The following is a 20,751-nucleotide window of genomic DNA, read 5'->3' as shown; positions in this document are numbered from 1 at the left end:
GGGGCTGTATCGATATGCGGCTCCGCCGCGTAGGCGCGACCAGCAACCCGCACCCTGGCACCGGCGCGGTCACACAGACCGACGGGACCCTGCTGAGGCACGGGAGCGGTCCCACCCTCAGGGGCGCGGGGAACTGCGCGACCAGCCCCACACAACCCGCACCCGGCACCCCACCGAAACCCACCCCTACCACCCCCGATGACGCCCCACCCACCCGCGCCGTACCTTGGCAGCGTGAGCACACGCACACGCACACGCACCCTGGCCCGAGCCCGCTGCGGCGTAAGCGCGCACCCCCTCGCCCTCGACGCCGCCCTCGCAGCCGGCGTCCTCGTGTGCATGCTCGCCGGCAGCTTCGTGGAACCCCACGGTGACCGCGGAGTCAGCTGGGGCGTCAGCACCCCCGACCCCCTGAGCCTCCTCCTCATGACCCTCGGCGCGATCGCACTGATCTTCAGGCGCCGGGCCCCGATCCGGGTCCTCGCGGCGACCTCCGGCGTCTCCCTCGCCGAGTGCCTGACGGCCGGCGACCCAAGGGCCCCCGTGGTCATGTCAGCCGTCATCGCCCTCTTCACGGTCGCCGCCACAACAGACCGCTCGACCACCCTCCGCCTGGGCATCCTCACCGTCACGGTCCTCACCGGCGCCGCGATGCTGGCCGGCCCCCTCCCTTGGTACGCCCAGGAAAACCTGGGCATCTTCGCCTGGACCGGCATCGGAGCGACGGCCGGAGACGCCGTACGCAGCAGGCGTGCTGTGGTCCAGGCGATCAGGGACCGGGCGGAGAGAGCGGAACGCACCCGGGAGGAGGAGGCCCGCAGAAGGGTCGCCGAGGAACGCCTGAGGATCGCCCGGGACCTGCACGACGTGGTCGCGCACCACATCGCCCTGGTGAACGTCCAGGCCGGAGTAGCGGCCCACGTCATGGACAAGCGTCCCGACCAGGCGAAGGAAGCCCTCGCCCACGTCCGTGAGGCCAGCCGCTCGGCGCTGAACGAACTCCGCGCGACAGTGGGCCTGCTGAGACAGTCCGGCGACCCCGAGGCCCCCACGGAACCCGCCCCCGGCCTGGGCCGCCTGGACGAACTCGCGGACACCTTCCGCAACGCGGGCCTGAAGGTCGAGGTCGCGAGAGCGGACCAGGACACGACCCTCCCCGCAGCGGTCGACCTCGCCGCGTACCGGGTCATCCAAGAGGCCCTCACGAACGTACAGAAACACGCGGGACCCAACGCGAAGGCGGAAGTCAGCGTCGTACGAGTGGGCCCGAACGTCGAGATCACGGTCCTGGACAACGGCACGCCACCGGACAATCAGCCCGGCGAGACGGGTGGCGGCCACGGCCTGCTCGGTATGCGGGAACGCGTCACCGCGCTGCGAGGAACCCTCACCACCGGCCCCCGCTACGGCGGCGGCTTCCGCGTCCATGCGATCCTGCCGGTCAAGACGACCAGCAAGGCGGAGAACTCCCTATGACACCGATCCGGGTCCTGCTCGCCGACGATCAGGCACTGCTCCGCAGCGCGTTCCGGGTGCTCGTGGACTCGGAACCGGACATGCGGGTCGTGGGCGAGGCGTCGGACGGCGCGGAGGCGGTGCGGCTGGCGAAGGAGGAGCGCGCGGACGTCGTCCTGATGGACATCCGCATGCCCGGCACGGACGGCCTCGCGGCGACCAGGATGATCAGCGCCGATCCCACGCTCGCGCACGTCAGGGTCGTGATACTGACGACCTTCGAGGTGGACGACTACGTCGTGCAGTCCCTCAGGGCGGGCGCCTCCGGCTTCCTCGGCAAGGGCAGCGAACCGGAGGAGCTGCTCAGCGCGATCCGCGTAGCGGCGGGCGGCGAGGCGCTGCTGTCCCCGGCCGCGACGAAGGGCCTGATCGCGAGGTTCCTCGCGCAGGGCGACGACGACCCGGGCGACCCGGTCCGCGCGGCCCGCCTGGAGGCGCTGACCGTCCGCGAGCGCGAGGTCCTCGTCCAGGTCGCCGGGGGACACTCGAACGACGAGATCGCCGAGCGGCTCGAAGTCAGCCCGCTGACCGTGAAGACGCACGTCAACCGGGCCATGGCCAAGCTCGGCGCCCGCGACCGCGCCCAACTCGTCGTGATCGCCTACGAGTCCGGCCTGGTACGCCCAAGGGTGGAGTGACGTTCGTACGGTCGTACTGCGGCCGGAGTATGCGGCGGATAAGGAACGGGACCTCGGGGCTACGAAACCGCCTCCGATGATGAACCAGGGTGGGAGTCACCGGCTTCCCGCCGTTCGCAGACCCGCTTCTGCCGCTCACAGAAGAGAGAACTCCCGCCCATGTCCTGGCTGTCCAGGTTCAGCCTCGCCCAACGCGCCCTGATCGGGCTGATGTCGCTGGTCGCGCTCGTCTTCGGGCTGATCGCGATACCCCAGCTCAAACAGCAGCTCCTGCCCACCATCGAACTCCCCATGGTGTCGGTGATCGCGCCGTACCAGGGCGCCTCTCCCGACGTCGTGGAGAAGCAGGTCGTCGAGCCGATCGAGAACAGCCTCGAAGGCGTCGACGGCATCACCGGCGTCACCTCCACCGCGAGCGAGGGCAACGCCGTCATCATGGCGTCCTTCGACTACGGCAACGACACGAAGCGCATCGTCGCCGACGTCCAGCAGGCCGTGAACCGCGCCCGCGCGGGGCTGCCGGACGCCGTCGACCCGCAGGTCGTCGCGGGGTCCACGGACGACATCCCGACGGTCGTCCTCGCCGTCACCTCCACCAAGGACCAGCAGGCCCTCGCCGACCAGCTCGACTCGACGGTGGTCCCCGCGCTGCGGGACATCGACGGCGTCGGCCAGGTCACCGTCACGGGCGTACGCGACCTGCGGGTCACCGTCACGCCGGACGACGCGAAGCTCGCGGCGGCCGGTCTGAACGTCCAGTCCCTCGCGCAGGCCCTCCAGGCGGGCGGCGTCACGCTGCCGGGCGGCTCCTTCGACGAGGCGGGCGCGAACCGGACGGTCCAGATCGGCGGCGGTTACACGTCGGTCCGGCAGATAGCGGATCTCCGTATCCCCGTTCCCGGCAAGGCCCCGGTCAAGGTCGCGGATGTCGCGGCCGTCCGCGAGCAGGAGGCCCCCGCCGACTCCATCACCCGCACCGACGGCAAGCCCAGCCTCGCCGTGTCCGTCACGATGGCCCACGACGGCAGCGCGGTCACCGTCTCCGACGCCGTCGAGGACAAGCTTCCCGCGCTGCGCAAGGACCTCGGCGCCGAGATCACCGTCGTCAGCGACCAGGGTCCGGCCGTCTCCAAGTCCATCAAGGGCCTGACCACCGAAGGCGGGCTCGGCCTGCTCTTCGCGGTCATCGTGATCCTCGTCTTCCTCGCGTCGATCCGTTCGACGCTGGTCACGGCGGTCTCGATCCCGCTGTCCGTGGTGCTCGCGCTGATCGTCCTGTGGACCCGCGACCTGTCGCTCAACATGCTCACCCTCGGCGCGCTGACCATCGCGATCGGCCGGGTCGTCGACGACTCCATCGTGGTCCTGGAGAACATCAAACGGCACCTCGGCTACGGCGAGGAGCGCCAGACGGCGATCCTGACCGCCGTCCGCGAGGTCGCGGGCGCGGTGACGTCGTCGACGCTCACCACCGTCGCCGTGTTCCTGCCGATCGGGCTGGTCGGGGGCATGGTCGGTGCCCTCTTCGGCTCCTTCAGCCTGACGGTGACGGCGGCCCTGCTCGCGTCGCTGCTCGTGTCGCTCACCGTCGTCCCCGTCATGTCGTTCTGGTTCCTGCGCGCCCCCAAGGGCACGCCCGAGGACGCGGCCGAGGCGCGCCGGATCGCGGAGGAGAAGGAGGAGAACAGCAGGCTTCAGAAGGCGTACGTCCCTGTCCTGCGGTTCGCGACCCGTCGCCGTCTGACGAGCGTGGCCATCGCGGTCGTCGTCCTGCTCGGCACGTTCGGGATGGCGCCGCTGCTGAAGACGAACTTCTTCGACCAGGGCGAGCAGCAGGTCCTCACCGTCAAGCAGGAGTTGAAGCCGGGTACGAGCCTGGCGGCCACCGACGCCGAGGCGAAGAAGGTCGAGGCGCTGTTGGCCGACACCGAGGGCGTCAAGGACTACCAGGTCACCATCGGGTCCTCCGGGTTCCTCGCGGCGTTCGGCGGCGCGACCGACAGCAACCAGGCGTCGTACCAGGTCATGCTGGAGGACTCCGCGTCCTACGAATCTGTCCAGAAGCGCGTCGAGGACGGCATCAAGAAGCTCGACGGCGCCGGGACGGTCACCGTCTCCGCCGGGGACGGGTTCGGGGCGCAGGACCTCAGCGTCGTCGTGAAGGCGTCGGACGGGGACACGCTGCGCACGGCGTCGGAGGAGGTCCGCAAGGCGGTGGCGTCGCTGGACGACGTCACGGACGTCACGAGCGACCTCTCGCAGAGCGTGCCGCGCATCTCGGTGAGGGCCAATAGCAAGGCCGCCGCCGCCGGGTTCGACGACCAGTCGCTCGGCATGGCCGTCGCGCAGGCCGTACGCGGTACGACGGCTGCCAAGGCCGTTCTCGACGACACCGAGCGCGACGTCGTGATCACGTCGGCGAAACCGGCGAAGACGCTGGCGGAGCTGAAGGCCCTGCCGCTGGGCGCCGTGAAACTCGGTGACGTGGCAACGGTCCAGGTCGTCGACGGCCCGGTCTCCATGACCCGCATCGACGGCCAGCGCGCCGCGACGATCACGGCGAAGCCGACCGGCGACAACACGGGCGCGGTCAGCACGGCCCTCCAGTCGAAGATCGACGCCCTGAAGCTCCCCGAGGGTGCCCGCGCCGAGATCGGCGGGGTGTCGTCGGACCAGGACAGCGCGTTCAGGAACCTCGGGCTGGCGATGCTGGCGGCGATCGCGATCGTCTTCATGCTGCTCGTGGCGACGTTCCGCTCACTGGTTCAGCCACTGATCCTCCTGGTGTCGATCCCGTTCGCGGCGACGGGCGCGATCGGGTTGTTGTTGGTCACCGGCACCCCGATGGGCGTCCCCGCGATGATCGGCATGCTGATGCTGATCGGCATCGTGGTGACCAACGCGATCGTGTTGATCGACCTGATCAACCAGTACCGCTCCCAGGGATACGGCGTGGTCGAGGCGGTCGTGGAGGGTGGCCGCCACCGCCTGCGCCCCATCCTGATGACGGCCCTGGCAACGATCTTCGCCCTGCTCCCGATGGCCCTCGGAGTAACCGGCGAGGGCGGCTTCATCTCGCAGCCGCTGGCGGTCGTGGTGATCGGCGGGTTGATCACGTCGACGCTGCTGACACTGCTCCTCGTCCCGACGCTGTACGCGATGCTCGAACTCCGCAAGGAGCGGCGGGCGGCGAAGAAGGCGGCGAAGAACGGTGAAGCGGCGGATCCTGTGAAGGAACCCGAGCCCGCGGGGGTCTGATCGTCTCCCGGTGTCCCCTCCCTCACAGGGTTTCCTTATCCTGTGACCTCGTAGAGCTCTGCGGGGGAGGGGAACACGGCGTGGCACTGCACGAAGGCGACCCCGAGAAGCTCGGCGAGTACCAGATCGTCGACCGGCTCGGGGCCGGAGGGATGGGCGTCGTCTACCGCGCCCGGTCCCGTTCCGGGCGTGAGGTCGCCGTCAAGGTGGTCCACAACCAGTACGCCGCCGACGCCGTGTTCCGCGCCAGGTTCCGCCAGGAGATCGCCGCCGCCCGCAAGGTCAGCGGCGCGTTCACGGCAGCCGTCGTGGACGCGGACCCGGACGCCGACCATCCCTGGATGGCGACCCAGTACGTTCCCGGCCGCGCCCTGTCCGCCCGCGTGCGGGACGACGGCCCCCTGCGCGGCACCGAACTCCGGCGGCTGGCGCTCGGGTTGGTGGAGGCGTTGCGGGACATCCACCGCGCCGGGGTCGTCCACCGGGACCTGAAGCCCGCGAACGTCCTGATGGCCGACGACGGCCCCCGGGTCATCGACTTCGGCATCTCCCGCGCCGCCGAGAACCAGCAGCTCACCGAGACCGGCCACATGATGGGCACGCCCCCGTTCATGTCCCCGGAGCAGCTCACGGACGCGCGTACGGTCGGCCCGGCGTCGGACGTGTTCTCCCTCGCCGCGCTCCTGACGTTCGCGGCGACCGGCAAGGGCCCCTTCGACGCGGACAGTCCGTACATCGCGGCGTACCAGGTCCTCACCGACCCCCCGGACCTGTCCGGTGTCCCCGAGGCCCTGCACGGAACCCTGGTCCGCTGCCTGGCGAAGGACCCGGCGGAACGCCCCACCCTGGACTCCCTCGCCCCCGTCCTCGCGACGGCGCTGCCGGACGAGGACGGCCTGGACGAGATGCCGACGGTCCTGCGCCGCCCGCCGAACCCGGTACCGACACAGCCCCCGCCGCCCCCCGCACCGTCCCGCAGGAGCCGCAGAACCCCCCTGCTGGCCGGCCTGGCCGGTGCCCTCGCGATCGCGCTCGGCGTCTTCCTGGTCCCGCAGTTCACGAAGGACGACGCGAAGCCGAAACCGAGCCCGTCCCCGTCACCGACCCGCTGGGAGGCCGTCCCCACCGGCTGGCGCCCCTGGCAGACGACCGTGTTCGCGACGGCCGCGGCAGGCCTGGCCCAGACGCCGAAGCCGAACAACGACGGCTACAAGTACCCGTCCTGCGCCCTGGACACCGGCTCCGTCTACTGCGCGGGCGCCGGCACCCTCCCCGTCCGCATCGACAGCGCGACCGGCCGCACCCTCTGGCGCATCGACGCCCGGCCCCCCGGCGTCCCGATCGAGGACTACAACGCCGACGTCATCGGCGTACACGACGGCGTCCTCCTCGTGAACGAGTCGATGGACAGCGTGGACAGAGTCGCCGCGTACGCCACCACCGACGGCGAACGCCTGTGGACCCGCAGCGTCGGCGAGCGGTACGCCCGGCCGACCCTGGTCGGCGACCTGGTCCTCGTACCGGACGGCGGAACCGTCACGGCCCGCACCCCGAAGGACGGCAAGGCCCGCTGGAGTACGACGCTCCCCTTCGACTACGGCTGCGAGTTCCGCGTCGGCTTCATGGAGTGCACGAACTACCACACCGCGTCCGGCACCGACCGCAGGCTCCTCACGCTGGACCCGGCCGACGGCACGATCCGCCGCCTGACCTCGGCCCCGCCGGTCAGCTCCGAGTACGCCGGGCTCCTCGGCGGCCGTCCCGTGTACGTCACGGTCCGCAAGGACTCCCTCTACGGGAAGGTCCTGGTCATCGACCTGAAGGCGGACACGGCCCGGACGACGGACCTGGCTCAGCCGCAGGAGGGCGCCGTGGCCCTGGCGCACGGCGCCCTGACGTTCGCGGCGACGAGCGGCCGGGTGACGGCGGTATCGCCCCTCACCGGCAAGCGCCTCTGGCAGACGGCGACCAGCCTGGAACGCCCCGGAGGAGCCGTCCCCGACACCCGCGGCGCCTTCTTCCTCACGACCGCGAGCGGCAGGGCGGCGGCGCTGGACGCCCGCACCGGCACGCTCCTGTGGGAGACCCGCCCCCGGGCGACGGTCGGGAGCCTGATCTCCGGCACGCCCACCCCCTCGCTGCTCGACAAGGGCGCGCTCGTGGTCATGACCCCCGAGGGCACCCTCTTCAGCATCGACCCCGCGCGCCCCGGAGCGTGACCCCACCGGCCGTGCTCCTCTGGCCGGAAGAAGCCTCAACAGCCACCGCCGGACATGCCACGCTCTTGCCGACAGTCCCGCACCACGGGGACCGGGCAGAAGGCTCTGGCGGCAAGCTCGTTCCCTGATGGTGCCGTCGAGCGACGCCCTGAACCCGGGGGTTCCTCTTTCCCGACCAGAAAGCAGGGTAGTCGCATGGGAAATCTACGACGCCTGGTGACGTCCGCCGCGCTCGCGGCCGTGCTCGTCGCCGCACCGGGCCTCGGCCTCTCCGCCCCGGCCACGGCAGCCCCCACGAAGGCCGCCGCGATCAAGGTCTCCGCGTTCGGCTCCTCCATCGGCTCCGCGAGAAACGCGGACGGCAGACTGGCGCTCTTCGGAACCAACAGCGCCGACAACATCTGGTACCGCACGCAGACCAGCATCGGCGGTTCGTGGAACGCGTGGACCCAGTTCGACGGGGCGCTCCGCTCGATCGCGGCGGAGACGAACGCGGACGGCCGGATCGAGGTCTTCGGCGTCAACGGCGCGGGTGATGTGTGGCACCGGTCGCAGAGCACCCCCGGTGGCGCGTGGTCGCCTTGGGTCCAGTTCGACGGCGCGCTGACGTCGATCGCGGCGGCGCGCAACGCGGACGGCCGGTTGCAGATCTTCGGTTCGAACAGTGCGGGTCAGGTGTGGACGCGGTCGCAGGTGTCGATCGGCGGCGCCTGGTCGAGTTGGGTCCAGCTGGACGGCGGTCTGGCGCAGGTGGCTGCGGAGACGAACGCGGACGGCCGGATCGAGTTGTTCGGCGTCAACAGCGCGGGCCAGGTCTGGCACCGCTCGCAGGTGACGCCGGGTGGCGCGTGGTCGGCGTGGGTCCAGTTCGACGGCGCCCTGGACTCGATCGCGGCGGCACGTAACGCGGACGGCCGGTTGCAGATCTTCGGTTCGAACAGCGCGGGTCAGGTGTGGACGCGGTCGCAGGTGTCGATCGGCGGCGCCTGGTCGAGTTGGGTCCAGCTGGACGGGGGCCTGACCCAGGTCGCTGCGGAGACGAACGCGGACGGCCGGATCGAGCTGTTCGGCGTCAACAGCGTCGGAAACGTGTGGCACCGCTCGCAGGCCACCCCGGGTGGGGGCTGGTCGAGCTGGGTCCAGTTCGACGGGGCGTTGAGGCCGTAGGCGGCTCAGAGGAATTCAGCGGTATCGAGGTCGAAGCCGAAAGGGTCAGGGAGGGGGACGGGCTTACCGAACGGCACGGTGATGTGCTGGCGGTAGTCCTCCCTCTCCGGGACGCTGAACAGGGTGACGGAGGAGTCGTCACGGTCGATGAGGAGGTACAGCGGGATGCCGGAGCGGGCGTAGCAGCCGCGTTTGACCTCACGGTCCGCCCGGGGCTTGGTGGAGGTCACCTCCAGGACCAGGGCGACGCCGTCACTCGGCATCCAGGAATCCGCGCCACCGAACAGGTCGAGTTCGACGGAGCCGAAGGTGGCGTCAGGGATCACACGGTTCTTGCGGGACGCGTCGCCGATGCCCAGCACCAAGCCCTTGTTGCCGGAAACGTCCATGTCGACCCGTGACTTTCTGATCACTTGCCGCACGACCCTGCTGATGTACTTCTCGTGATCCCCGTCCGGCGGCGGCGTCACAACGATCTCCCCCTCGACGAACTCGGCCCGGTAACCCTCCGGGGTCTCCAGGGCGAGGAACCACTCCAGCAGGTCGTCATCCTGCGGCAGCGGCTCGTGGGCCATGGCAGTCATGTCACGTCCCTCCTTTTCCTGTCGCTCGCCATGCTCGACCATCGGAAGATCACCTGTCCATGGAGTCGGAGACCGTCCCCTCGATCGTGGCACAGGGCGACGACAGGGGCTCGCATGAGCCGGGCCCCGGGGCAGTTCGGAATCTCATTGCCCTATAGAACACATGTACGTACGCTGGAGCGGTACTGAGCAGATCTTGACCAGTTCTGTTCGGATACTTGGTAATTGGCGACCGGGGGGGGCCGGTGTCGTCGGGGTGGATTCCTTGGCGTGATGCCGTGTGTCGTTTGTCCGTGCCCCCTGCTCGCTTCGCCGTTTTGACGCGATGTGACCGGGGGTTGTGTGCGTTCCAGACCTGTTGCTTCTCTGCCTCGTAGACGTGGGTTGTCGACTCGGCTGACTCTTCTGCTGGGGGTTGCTGCGACGTTGGCGTCGCTGGTCGTGCGGCCCGAACTCGCCGTGGCGGACACGGCCGTGGCGAGTTCGAGTGATCGGCCGGACGACTGGTTCGAGACGACGGCCGCTGAGCAACTGCGGTTCGACCAGTGCCTGATGAACGACGCGGTGCGGCTGGGCGGTCGGCAGATGCACGACTTCGCGCAGGGCGCGCTGAACCAGACGCCGGAGAAGCTGCGTGAGATGGCGACGCTGGACGGGACGTTCCGGGGTCCGCTGAGTCAGGCGAACGACAAGGACAAGGCAGCTCACGAGCGGGATGTGAAGCGCTGGGACACCGTCATGAAGGGGTGGGAGGCCCCGGTTCAGGGTCTGGAGACGCCGGGCGGGTTCGCTTCGAGTGCCGATTTCGAGGAAGTGCCCCACTACACCGACGAGGGCGGGGACTTCTACGACCGGACGGGCCTGGGGAACTGGGCTGCCGCTGTCGACTGGGTCAGGACGTTCAACTTCTACGACCCGACCACGGCCCCTGATGCCGCTACGGCGCGGGCCGTCAAGGATCTCGGTACCCCGCTCTACGGTGAGTACCACGGTGGGGGAGACCGTCTCTACTACGAGCATCGGGCGTTCGACTATCTGACCAGCAGCTCCGACAACGGGAGTTCCGACGACGCTCGGATCTTCCTCGCCTCGGGCGGCTGGCCCGCGACCGCTCCCGAGCCGGGGACGGCGGAGTACCGGATCGCGGTGGAGGACCTGAAGACCCGGTTCGCGGCGTGCACGTGGCGTGACCCCGTTGATCCGAACATGGTGCTGCGCGACGCACGGAGCACGGCGGCGGCGGAGTGGCAGCAGGAGATCGCCTCCCAGGGTGTTCAGCGCAACCAGATCCTGACCGCCGGCCGAGAGGCCACACAGGCGCTGGTCACGGGTGCCGAGACGATGGCGGATCTGCTGGGTCAGTCCTGGATCGCCGACCACCTCGCGCGCTGGCAGGACTACTGGAGCCCTGGTGGTGTCGGTCCGATCGGGGACGCGCCGGTGGTCGTCCAGGTGGAGGCGGCCAAGGGCAAGTGCCTGGACGTCGCGAACGCGGGGACGGCCAACGGCACTCCCGTACAGCTGACGACCTGCAACAAGAGCGCCGCGCAGAGCTGGCAGCTCCTCGATCGCGTCGACGGGTACTCCCTGTGGAACCCGAACGCGATGAAGTGCCTGGACGTGTCGGGCAGCAATCCGGCCAACGGCACGAAGATCCAGATCTACACGTGCAACAGCAGCCCGGCGCAGCAGTGGAAGTTCAATGTCCGTGCCGGGGGCGAGCTGCGCAATGTCGTCACGGACAAGTGCCTGGACCTCGCGAACTTCACCAACGGGACCGACGCCCGTCTGTGGGCCTGCACCGGGGGCAACTCGCAGAAGTTCCGGGTCGTCCCCACGGAGCAGAACGGCAAGGTCCCGCCTGCGGCCCAGTTCGACCAGGCCAAGCGGGGGATCACGGCGGCTCAGGCGCAGGCGAAGAAGCAACTCGCCGTTCTGAAGGCACAGTTGGAGGCCGCTCGGAAGTTCGCGGCCACGTCCGACGCTGCTGTGCAGGCCGCGTACGGGATCGCTGACGCGGCGGGTGCGCCGCGTGGCCGTGGGCTCCTTGCCGCTCAGCAGAAGGCGCAGGTCACCAACGGTGTCGTGGCCGCGCTGACGGCGATGGTGAAGGCGGGGGAGACCGCCGAGGCGGCCACGCGTGCCTCCGGCGCGGACAGCCAGACCATCGCGCAGCGGGCACTCGCCCAGGCCGCGCAGTCGAAGGCGGAGTTCCGCCGGGAGGCCGCGCGTACGGCCGAGTTGCAGGCGAAGGCAGCTGCGGACGCCGCGAAGCTGCACCGGGACAACGCGAAGAAGGACAAGGAGACGGCGGAGGCGAAGCTCGCGGTCGCGCTCAAGGCCGAGGGCGACGCGAAGGCCGCCGCAGCGGACGCGCACGCCAAGCGCCTCGCGGCCGAGGCGGAGGAGAAGACGGCCCTCGCGGAGCAGAAGAACGCCGCCGCGAAGCAGGCCGAGGCCAACCAGCTCAAGGAGACGGCGCAGGCCGAGGCGGCTGCCGCGCAGTCCTCGCGGGAGCAGGCCGAGGCCGCCGAGACGACGGCTTCCGCTCGCCGGGACGATGCGGTCAAGGCACGGGACAACGCCAAGACCAAGCGCGACGACGCGTGGGAGGCGGAGCAGAAGGCCGACGCGTTGCGGGCGAAGGCGGACGCGAAGGAGGCGTACGCGCAGTCGCTGGACGCCGGGGACGCCGCGACCGCCGCTCGTACCGCTGCCGACGAGGCCGACCGGCACGCGGGCGACGCAGAAGCGGCGGCGGGCCGTGCCCGTACGGCCGCTGACGCCGCCACCCAGGCCGCAGCCGACGCCGACGCCGCCGCGACCCGTGCCGAGTCGGCCGCCAAGCGGGCCCGCGCGAACGCGGACGGCGCTCAGGCGGCGAAGCTGCGGGCCGACGCGGCGGTGAAGACGGCGACCTCCGCTGTCGCGGACGCCATCGAGGCCGCCCGGCACGCCGCCGAGGAGGCTGACGCGGCTGTCGCCCAGGCCGCGAAGGCGGAGGCGCTGGCGCGTACGGCGAAGTCCGAGGCGAACGGAGCGCGAGACGAGGCCGCCAAGGCGGTCGCCGCCTCCGCGAAGGCCGCCGGCTTCGCGTACGTCACAGCCCAGGCCGCCGCCGACGCCGGAGCCGCTGCGGCCCAGGTCGCCGACCCCGCCAACGACGCGATCCAGATCGGCTCCGCCTACCAGGAGAAGGACTCCGTCGCATCCTTGGTCGTCCTGACCGGCCAGGCATCGAAAACGATCGCCGAACAGCAGAAGGCCGTAGCCGACGCCCACGCCAAGAACGCAGCAGCCGAGGCCGCAGCCGCGAAGAACCTCGCCGAACAGGCGAAGGGCGACGCGAAGCAGGCATACATCCACGCCGCGAACGCCGCCGGACACGCGGCGACGGCCCGCACCTACGCGAACGAGGCCCTCGGCTACGCGGCGGACGCGGCAAAGGCCGCCGCAGCGGCCTCCACATCCCTGACCCGCACAATCGAGTACGACCGCCAGGCCACGGCGGACGCATCCGCGGCCGACGCCGCCGCAGGCCGCGCTGAGGGGTACGCGGTTTCCGCCCGCGCCTCCGCCGACCAGGCGGCCCTCGACGCCTCCGCCGCACGGGCAGCCGCAGCTCAGGCCGAGCAGGCAGCCACCGCTGCTCGCGCTGCCGCCGACCGAGCGAACACAGCCGCGACCGAAGCCGAACAGGCCGCGAAGGACGCGGACAAGTACGCCAAGGAGGCGCAGGAAGCGGCGGACAGAGCCGAGCGAGCGGGCAATGCGAAACAGATCGAGACAGGAACCGTCACCGACGGGACCGGTGGCTCCATCGGCAGCATGTTCTACGTCACCGATCGCATCGAGAAAATCGGCGATCCGGAAGTCGTGAAGAAAACAGGGGGTTGCGACGGCTGGATCGACAAGCTTTTCTACAACGGTGACTGCACGCTCACTTTGAAGATCCGCTTCAAAGCGATTCTTAGTCTGTACATGTGCACTGCGCAAGATCTGGACCTGGAAAAATTTGTCTGTCCATCCAGTAAGGCGATGTACTTGGGTGAGCACTCGACCCAGGAACTTTCCAGCACGGCCACGCACACCATCACGATCGCCGAATATCAGAGCAATGTCGACCCGGTCGATATCCTGTTTGGCAGTTGGATAAAATGCGCTCAGAAAATCGCTCCAGGTGGTTCGGGTGGAAGCTGGGGTGGTTGTGCGTGGGCGACTGTGGATGTCGCCAGTGTGTTCGCGGGTAAGATCCTCAAGCCTATTGCGGACGCGGTCAGGGCGATGGACGCCGCTGCACGAACCGGTATCGGATTTACGGACGCTTGGCACACGTTGCGTGCACTGGGATTGCCTGAGGAGGCCGTCGCAGGAATCGGCAGGGCGGGGTTTCAGAAGATCCAAACGCTCTGTCTGAAGGACAGTTTTCCAGCTGGGACGCGTGTACTGCTGGCTGGTGGCGCGGCGAAGCCGATTGATGAGATCAAGGTCGGTGACGAAGTACTTGCCACTGACCCCAATGCTGGCGTCACCCGCCCGTCACCGGTTACCGCGACGTTCTCCCACCCGGCGGATCGGCTTCTCAGGCTCACCCTTGCTGACGGTGGACAGCTTCTGACCACGCCCGGACACCAGATCCATGTACCCGGCCGAGGCTGGGTCAAGGCATTGGACTTGCGTGCGGGAGATCCGCTCCGTACTGCGACCGGTGCTGTCGAGGACGTGATCGGTGTCGACCCTGTGGCTGCGCCGCAGAGGGTCTGGGATCTGAGTGTCGCGGACCTTCACACCTTCTACGTCCTCATGGGCAAGACTCCCGTGCTTGTCCACAACGTCAACTGCTCCATGTATACGGACGTTTATCCGAGTGGACTTGGGATAGTCGCCGAAGTTGACAAGGACGGACTCTTTACGGCGGCCGTCAAGGCAGGTAAAGACACCCCGAGAGGTGGCCAGATGTTCAATTCCGCGCTTGCCTATTTCGGGGAAAGAGTGAAGGCCATCAAGGGGTATTGGCAGAATGGTGGTGACCTCAGCGATAACCTGAACTCGTTCAACGAGGCTGTGCGGGGAGGTGCGTCACTGGAGGAGGCGGCGCTGGCCACATTCACCGGTAAGATGTCCTCCAGGGCGGGTTTCTCGAACGTGGAGATCGTCGAGCTCAGGGGAATGCACGGATATTACACTAATGTGGGTGCAATCTTCCGTTAGGGTAATTTCCTGAACCGTACGGTTCATTGAGATTGTAGTGAAAGGTGGAATGTGCGATGAGCGGTCTGGAGGAAGTGGCGGGAGAGCTGAGGGTAGCGCGCGCCGAAGGCAAAGACGTGACCGAAATTGCGTTGCTCGCCAAGGAGAGGTTGGGCGCAGGTTTTGGTGTCATCTCGTTCATCGCGTCCTTTCGCCTTGCCTTTGATGTTCCGTTGCCTATTCTTCAACAGGCCCAGGCGTGGCAAGGGTTCGGGTGGGGAGAGGTGAACATCTCGGACGAAGAGTTTTCTGCGGTCCTATCTCCGTGGCTCGGCAAGTCGTGATCTGACTGCCTCGGTTCGAGGGCTCTCGCTGACGCGGGGGCATGTGGGTCTGTTTGATTGCACAGCGAACGGCCGGGACCCGGCCGTTTTGTTCTCGGCTACGCCTTGAGGGAGCTGATGAACCTGTCCCAGACCGGCGCTGGGACAGTGAGCATCGGGCCGCCGGGGTTTTTGCTGTCGCGGATCGGGACGATGCCGAGGCCGTCGGCGACTTCGAGGCAATCACCGCCGTTGGTGTTGCTGTGGGTGCTGCGTCGCCAGGAGGCGTCGGCTACCTCGACGCAGTTGCCTCCGTTGGCGTTGCTGTAACTGCTCCGGCGCCAGCGGGTGTTGAGCAACATGCGGTCCTCCGTCGGTGGCGGTGCCTAGGACTTGAGGGAGCTGATGAATGTGTCCCAGGCGGTGGTTGGGACAGTGAGTGCAGGGCCGTTGGGGTTCTTGCTGTCGCGAACGGGGACGACGCCGGGGAAGTCCTCACTGATCTCGACGCAGGTCCCCCCATTGGCATTGCTGTAGCTGCTCCGGCGCCAGCGGGCGGAGTTCAGCTCGGGGGCGTTGCGCATTTCTCGTAGTCCTCCATCGCCTGTTGGATCAACTCCGCCGAGTCTTCCGGAGGGAGAGCCTTGGAGCGGAGCACTTCGTATCGCCGTCGCCACTTCTTCACCGAGTCCCAGTCCTCGTAGAGGTGACAGGCCTCGATGCCCTCCTCGTAAGCCACGGTGGAGCCGTTGGGAAGAGACAGCAGGTCCAGGGCGCCCCCCATCAGGTAGTACGCACCGGCGCTGAAGGGCATGACCTGAACCTTGCTCTCCGCAGTATCCACCTGTTCAAGCAGCCGAGCCAGTTGGTTGAACATGCACTCCGCGCCGCCCAACGGCCGCCTGAGCACTGCCTCGTCGATGATCGACCAGCGCAGCGGAGGGTTCGCCGAGTGCAAGCGATCCTGCCGGGACATACGGGCGTTGACGAGTTCCTCCACCCTCTCCGGGGACAGCTCCTCCTGAAGCCGGAACTGTGCGGTGGAGTACTCCCGGGTCTGCAACAGCCCAGGCAGGACCTGCGGATCGTACGTCTCGATCACATCCGCCCGCGCCTCGAAGTTCATGATCCGCTGGTACTGGTCCGGGTGCGCCTCACGCTTCGCCAGCTCATACAGGTTGCAGTACTTGTCCCCCGTCCCGAACGCCGCGTCCAGGTGCGGCGGCAGATCCGGCGGCGGCATCAACTCCGCCGTCTCCACCCGCGCCAGCGTGCTCTTGCTCGACGCCACGATCCCCGCGAGCTGCACCAGTGACAGGCCGGCGAGTTCGCGGTCCTTCCTCATCTCCGCTCCGAAGTAGTGCCGAGCGGAGAGAAAAGGAGTCAACGCCTGTGGCAGGAACGTCATTGTTCGAACCCTCTCTTTCGCCGGTGTCCCATTCCCAACGACGGGACCAGAAAGCCCGGTTGGGATATCCGCCGGACAGCAATGATGGTGGCGCAGAAGGTGATCCCGCGAAGGAAAGAGAGAAAAGAACGTGCGAGATTCGAGTGGACGTCCGATGCGGCTCCTGCCGTGGACCTCGGACACGGGCATGCCGTGTTACCTGAGCACCGACAACCCGGAGAGCAGGATGAGCCGGCTCGCGGACAAGGTGGAGGCCGAACTCCTGGACTCGGCAAGGGACGTACTGGGCCACGCGAAGGACCTGCTGCGGGGACCGGCGCCGAGGCACAGGGAGTTGGCGTTCACCGGGGTGCAGCTCGCCGCCGCGTTGGAGGACGCGCTGAGGATCGCGAAGAGCCGGGGGGTACGGCTGACGCCGGAGGGATAGCGGAATCGTTGGCCAGAGATTCTGGCGCACGGAAAGAAACGCACAGAAAGAAACGCACAGGGCGCCCCCTCGATATCCACCGAGTGAGCGCCCCGCGTACTGCGACAAGACGGCAAGACGGCAAGACGACAAGACCTTTACGGCAGCGCCAGCATCTGCTCCAGCGCGACCTTCGCGAACTTCTCGGTCTCCTTGTCGACGGAGATCTGATTGATCAGTTTCCCGGCGGCGAGGGATTCCAGCGTCCACACGAGGTGCGGCAGATCGATCCGGTTCATGGTCGAGCAGAAGCAGACCGTCTTGTCGAGGAAGACGATCTCCTTGCCCTCGGGAGCGAACCGGTTGGCGAGCCGCCGGACGAGATTCAGCTCCGTACCGATGGCCCACTTGGACCCGGCCGGAGCGGCCTCCAGCGCCTTGATGATGTACTCGGTCGACCCGACGTAGTCCGCCGCCGCCACGACCTCGTTCTTGCACTCGGGGTGGACGAGCACATTCACGCCAGGTATCCGCGCCCGCACGTCCTCCACCGACTCCAGCGAGAAGCGCCCATGCACGGAGCAGTGCCCCCGCCAGAGGATCATCTTCGCGTCACGGAGCTGCTCGGCGGTGAGGCCGCCGTTGGGCTTGTGCGGGTTGTAGACGACACAGTCGTCGAGGGACATCCCGAGGTCCCGCACCGCGGTGTTGCGCCCGAGGTGCTGGTCGGGCAGGAAGAGCACCTTGGAGCCCTGCTCGAAGGCCCACTCCAGCGCACGCTGGGCATTGGACGACGTGCAGATCGTCCCGCCATGCCGCCCGGTGAACGCCTTGATGTCGGCGGACGAGTTCATGTACGAGACGGGCACGACCTCCTCGGAGATACCCGCCTCGGTCAGCACGTCCCAGCACTCGGCGACCTGCTCCGCCGTGGCCATGTCGGCCATGGAGCACCCGGCGGCGAGGTCGGGAAGGACGACCTTCTGGTCGTCGGACGTGAGGATGTCCGCGGACTCGGCCATGAAGTGGACGCCGCAGAACACGATGTACTCGGCTTCAGGCCGAGCGGCGGCGTCCCGCGCGAGCTTGAAGGAGTCGCCCGTGACGTCGGCGAACTGGATGACCTCGTCGCGCTGGTAGTGGTGGCCGAGGACGAAGACCTTGTCGCCGAGCTTCTCCTTGGCCGCGCGGGCCCGCTCGATCAGGTCGGGGTCGGACGGCGAGGGCAGGTCGCCGGGACACTCGACGCCTCGCTCGCTCCGGGGGTCGGCCTCACGGCCGAGCAGCAACAGGGCGAGCGGAGTCGGCTGTACGTCGAGCTCCGTGGTCTGGGCGGTGGTCACGTCACGCACCCTTTCTACTTTTCGTCGATCTGACGTTATCTATGATAACGCGATTAGTGTCACTTTGACGATGGTCATAGCGTCGATGTGACGTGAATCCCTGCGGCCACCCCGATCCCCCGCGCCGAGGCATTTTCCGTGCCGCGAGGCATGTGCGAGCATGAAGAAGAAAAGCCAGACCCGGAATGAATCCGGGACCCCGTCGGTTGCAACCGTCGGCAAGCAGTCTCCGTACAACCCGGGAGAGATGTAGATGTCCGTATCGGACGAGACCAGCACCGCCACCGACGGCATCATCCTGAGTGACGCCGCCGCGGCCAAGGTGAAGGCCCTGCTCGACCAGGAAGGCCGGGACGACCTCGCGCTGCGCGTCGCCGTCCAGCCCGGTGGCTGCTCGGGCCTGCGCTACCAGCTCTTCTTCGACGAGCGCTCGCTCGACGGCGACGTGGTCAAGGACTTCGGCGGCGTCAAGGTCGTCACCGACCGCATGAGCGCCCCGTACCTGGGCGGCGCGTCCATCGACTTCGTCGACACCATCGAGAAGCAGGGCTTCACGATCGACAACCCCAACGCGACGGGTTCCTGCGCCTGCGGCGACTCGTTCAACTAGGCGGTACGAAAATGGCGGCACCCCCTGTGGAAGGGGATGCCGCCATTTTTCTGTACGCGGTTACTGCACCGTTTCCGGCAGCCGAGCCCCGGGCTTCACGATCGGCAGCGCGGCGCCGTCCGACCCCACGACCTTCCGCTCACCCAGCGCCGTCTTCAGCGTGACCGTCCGGTCGTACTCCTTGGCGATCATGATGCAGACCTTGTCCTGCCACGGCGTCTCCGTCACGGTGACGGTCACCTGCGCGTCCGTCTCCTTCGCGCTCACGCTGTAGTCCCCGCACACCCCGCCGGTGAACCGCACGGTCAACTCGTTGCCGGAGGCGGTGTATCCGTCGACCTTCACGTTCCGGGGCATCGACCTGCCCGGCGAGGAAGGTGCCGGAGTCGACTCCCCGGCAAGGTACTTGGGGTCGACCGCCGGGTAGCTCACGACGTACGGCGTGACGGTGTCCACGGTGAACAGCCAGGACGGCACGAGGAGTTGCTTCCCCTGCGAGGTGTGCGCGGCGAGCCCGAACGTCGCCCCCGACACCTTCGCGACCGACTGTTTCGGCCCCTCGGTCGTCGTCCCCTTCTTGCACGGCTGCTCCAGCCGGTCCTTCAGCGGCATGGGCGTCGCGCAGCCGCCGATACCCATCCGATGCGTGTTCCCCTGGGCCGAGTTGAGGAGTTCCAGCGTCCGCGCGGCGCTCAACACCGGGTAGGACGCGCCCTTTTCCGGCGCCGCCAACTGCCCTGTGCCGCTGACGACTTCACCCTGACCGTTGACGGTGATCCCGGTCGTCCACCCGTTCGTGGGCAGCTTCCCCAGCACCGGGTCCGCGTTGACGACGCGCTGCGCGCCGGCGGTCTGACCGGCGTCCATCTTCGCGTCGTCCAGGCCGACGGCCTTGAGCACCGGCTCGGCGGCGTCCTTGGCCTTCTCCTCGCTGACGGGGTCGGTCGTGGTGTCCGGCTTCACGCAGGTCGTGATGCCGGTGCAGTTGTCCGTGCCGGGGGCGTACCGGATGTAGGTCCACATGCCGGGGGCGGTGCGGTTGACGCGCAGCACAGGGCCCGTACCGTCCTGACCGGCGCCGATCCGCCAGGCGGGGCCCTCCACGACGGGGGTCCCCTCGACGCCGAGCGCCTTCGCGAGCCGCGTGACCTCCGACTGGTCCACCTCGCCGGTCGCCCAGTAGACGGGCGCGGACGTCGGGCCGTCGGGGAGGGTGCCGGTCGCCTGGTACGTCGTCCCGTACGGGTTCGGCTCACCGGGCGCGATGCCGTTGCCGCCGCCGGTGGACGGCGCGGTGTACCCGTCCAGCGCGAGGTTCGGCGGGGGAGTGCCGTCGCCGTCGGAGTCACTCTGCGCGGGGACCCCGGCCGCCTTCTCGCCGTCCGACCCGGCGGACGCGTTCGAGGCGATCAGCGCACCACCGGCACCGACCAGCAGAACGGCGGCGGCAGCGATGGACACGATCAGCGCGGAGGGACGGCGCTTGCGGGGGGTGCCGATGACGTGTACGTCACCGTCGACGGGCACTTCCTCGACCGGGCCCAGACGCCGGATCCGCCCGGTGTCCTCGACCACGACATCGTCGTCCGGGGTGGCGGCGCGGGCTTCCTCGGCGCGGGCCGCCTCGCCGGGGGCCGGCTCGGCCGGCGGCTCCTCGCCCGGGGTCTCCTCCGCGCGAGCCTCCTCGCCGGGAGCCTCCTCGACCGGGCCGGGCTTGTGGATGCGGCCGGGGTCGTCGTCGGCCCCATCCTCACCGGCGCTCGCCTCGGCGACGTCCGGTGCGCTCTCGTCGTCCCCGGCCTTGGCGAGCGACGTCGTCCCGTCGTCCGCTTCCGGCTGCCCGGCGTCGGCCTGCTCGATCTCAGCCTCGGCCTTCGCCTCACCGGCCTCGGTCTCCGCCTCCGCCGTCGTCTCCTCCGGCGTCGGTGACGCGGTGCCGTCGTGGTCGGGTCGCTCGGTGTTCACCGCATCGCTCCTTTTGCTGCGCAACTGTTCCGTGGGGGGCGGCAGGCGGGGACGTACCCCACCTCCCCTTTACGGGGGACAGCGATGGGACGCAGCGGGGGAGCGCGCGGTTCCCCTCGGACGCG

15 protein-coding genes are annotated in these 20,751 nt (G+C 68.6%); 9 read left to right on the top strand and 6 right to left on the bottom strand.

The features are described from left to right. Positions 1–198: 198 nt before the first annotated feature. The 5 genes from ACQCO7_RS11520 to ACQCO7_RS11500 all read left to right on the top strand — a co-directional run bounded on the left by ACQCO7_RS11520 (position 199) and on the right by ACQCO7_RS11500 (position 8,797). A complete protein-coding gene (locus ACQCO7_RS11520) occupies positions 199–1,476 on the top strand; it encodes a sensor histidine kinase (protein ID WP_464071732.1) in 1,278 nt (425 codons plus the stop codon). Continuing rightward, complete coding sequence (locus ACQCO7_RS11515) at positions 1,473–2,153, top strand: response regulator (protein WP_464071731.1); 681 nt, start codon at positions 1,473–1,475, stop codon at positions 2,151–2,153. Before ACQCO7_RS11520 ends, ACQCO7_RS11515 begins: the two co-directional genes overlap by 4 nt. 159 nt (positions 2,154–2,312) lie before the next feature. Beyond that, positions 2,313–5,411 carry an efflux RND transporter permease subunit gene (locus tag ACQCO7_RS11510; protein ID WP_464071730.1) on the top strand — a complete coding sequence of 1,033 codons (3,099 nt, stop codon included), beginning with the start codon at positions 2,313–2,315 and terminating at the stop codon, positions 5,409–5,411. A gap of 80 nt (positions 5,412–5,491) precedes the next feature. Then, positions 5,492–7,630: a protein kinase domain-containing protein gene (locus ACQCO7_RS11505; protein ID WP_464071729.1), complete on the top strand. Its 2,139-nt coding sequence runs from the start codon at positions 5,492–5,494 to the stop codon at positions 7,628–7,630. A 195-nt stretch (positions 7,631–7,825) separates the two neighbouring features. Then, entirely contained in the window at positions 7,826–8,797 is a 972-nt protein-coding gene (locus ACQCO7_RS11500) for a PLL family lectin (RefSeq protein ID WP_464071728.1), read from the top strand. Between the two features lie 5 nt (positions 8,798–8,802). Here ACQCO7_RS11500 and ACQCO7_RS11495 read toward each other — a convergent pair whose 3' ends face one another. Then, positions 8,803–9,381, bottom strand: a complete 579-nt coding sequence (locus ACQCO7_RS11495; RefSeq protein WP_464071727.1) for a Uma2 family endonuclease — start codon at positions 9,379–9,381, stop codon at positions 8,803–8,805. Between the two features lie 474 nt (positions 9,382–9,855). On the opposite strand from ACQCO7_RS11495, the gene ACQCO7_RS11490 reads away from it, so the two are divergent. Beyond that, positions 9,856–14,592 carry a ricin-type beta-trefoil lectin domain protein gene (locus ACQCO7_RS11490; RefSeq protein ID WP_464077194.1) on the top strand — a complete coding sequence of 1,579 codons (4,737 nt, stop codon included), beginning with the start codon at positions 9,856–9,858 and terminating at the stop codon, positions 14,590–14,592. Between the two features lie 56 nt (positions 14,593–14,648). Then, positions 14,649–14,915, top strand: coding sequence for a hypothetical protein (locus ACQCO7_RS11485; RefSeq protein WP_464071726.1), 267 nt, complete (start codon positions 14,649–14,651; stop codon positions 14,913–14,915). A 98-nt stretch (positions 14,916–15,013) separates the two neighbouring features. Here ACQCO7_RS11485 and ACQCO7_RS11480 read toward each other — a convergent pair whose 3' ends face one another. From ACQCO7_RS11480 to ACQCO7_RS11470, 3 genes are read right to left on the bottom strand one after another with little or no spacing between them, the layout of a single operon-like run. After that, the gene (locus ACQCO7_RS11480) at positions 15,014–15,256 is read right to left on the bottom strand and encodes a DUF397 domain-containing protein (protein WP_464071725.1); all 243 of its coding nucleotides are present in this window, start codon (positions 15,254–15,256) and stop codon (positions 15,014–15,016) included. Between the two features lie 24 nt (positions 15,257–15,280). Beyond that, the gene (locus tag ACQCO7_RS11475) at positions 15,281–15,478 is read right to left on the bottom strand and encodes a DUF397 domain-containing protein (RefSeq protein WP_464071724.1); all 198 of its coding nucleotides are present in this window, start codon (positions 15,476–15,478) and stop codon (positions 15,281–15,283) included. Next, positions 15,457–16,302: a DUF5753 domain-containing protein gene (locus ACQCO7_RS11470; RefSeq protein WP_464071723.1), complete on the bottom strand. Its 846-nt coding sequence runs from the start codon at positions 16,300–16,302 to the stop codon at positions 15,457–15,459. Before ACQCO7_RS11470 ends, ACQCO7_RS11475 begins: the two co-directional genes overlap by 22 nt. A 154-nt stretch (positions 16,303–16,456) precedes the next feature. Here ACQCO7_RS11470 and ACQCO7_RS11465 point away from each other — a divergent pair, with 154 nt between their 5' ends. Then, the gene (locus ACQCO7_RS11465; protein WP_464071722.1) at positions 16,457–16,729 is read left to right on the top strand and encodes a hypothetical protein; all 273 of its coding nucleotides are present in this window, start codon (positions 16,457–16,459) and stop codon (positions 16,727–16,729) included. Positions 16,730–16,866: 137 nt separating this feature from the next. On the opposite strand, the gene nadA is transcribed toward ACQCO7_RS11465, so the two are convergent. Next, positions 16,867–18,051: a quinolinate synthase NadA gene (gene nadA, locus ACQCO7_RS11460; RefSeq protein WP_464071721.1), complete on the bottom strand. Its 1,185-nt coding sequence runs from the start codon at positions 18,049–18,051 to the stop codon at positions 16,867–16,869. 253 nt (positions 18,052–18,304) lie between these two features. Between nadA and ACQCO7_RS11455 the strand changes: the two genes are divergently transcribed. After that, positions 18,305–18,661, top strand: a complete 357-nt coding sequence (locus ACQCO7_RS11455) for an iron-sulfur cluster assembly accessory protein (protein WP_031487357.1) — start codon at positions 18,305–18,307, stop codon at positions 18,659–18,661. Positions 18,662–18,721: 60 nt separating this feature from the next. On the opposite strand, the gene ACQCO7_RS11450 is transcribed toward ACQCO7_RS11455, so the two are convergent. Further along, positions 18,722–20,626: a hypothetical protein gene (locus ACQCO7_RS11450; RefSeq protein ID WP_464071720.1), complete on the bottom strand. Its 1,905-nt coding sequence runs from the start codon at positions 20,624–20,626 to the stop codon at positions 18,722–18,724. Positions 20,627–20,751: the final 125 nt, after the last annotated feature.

It is taken from the genome of Streptomyces saintjeani, assembly GCF_055409605.1.
This window is presented reverse-complemented; position numbering and strand designations above follow the sequence as displayed.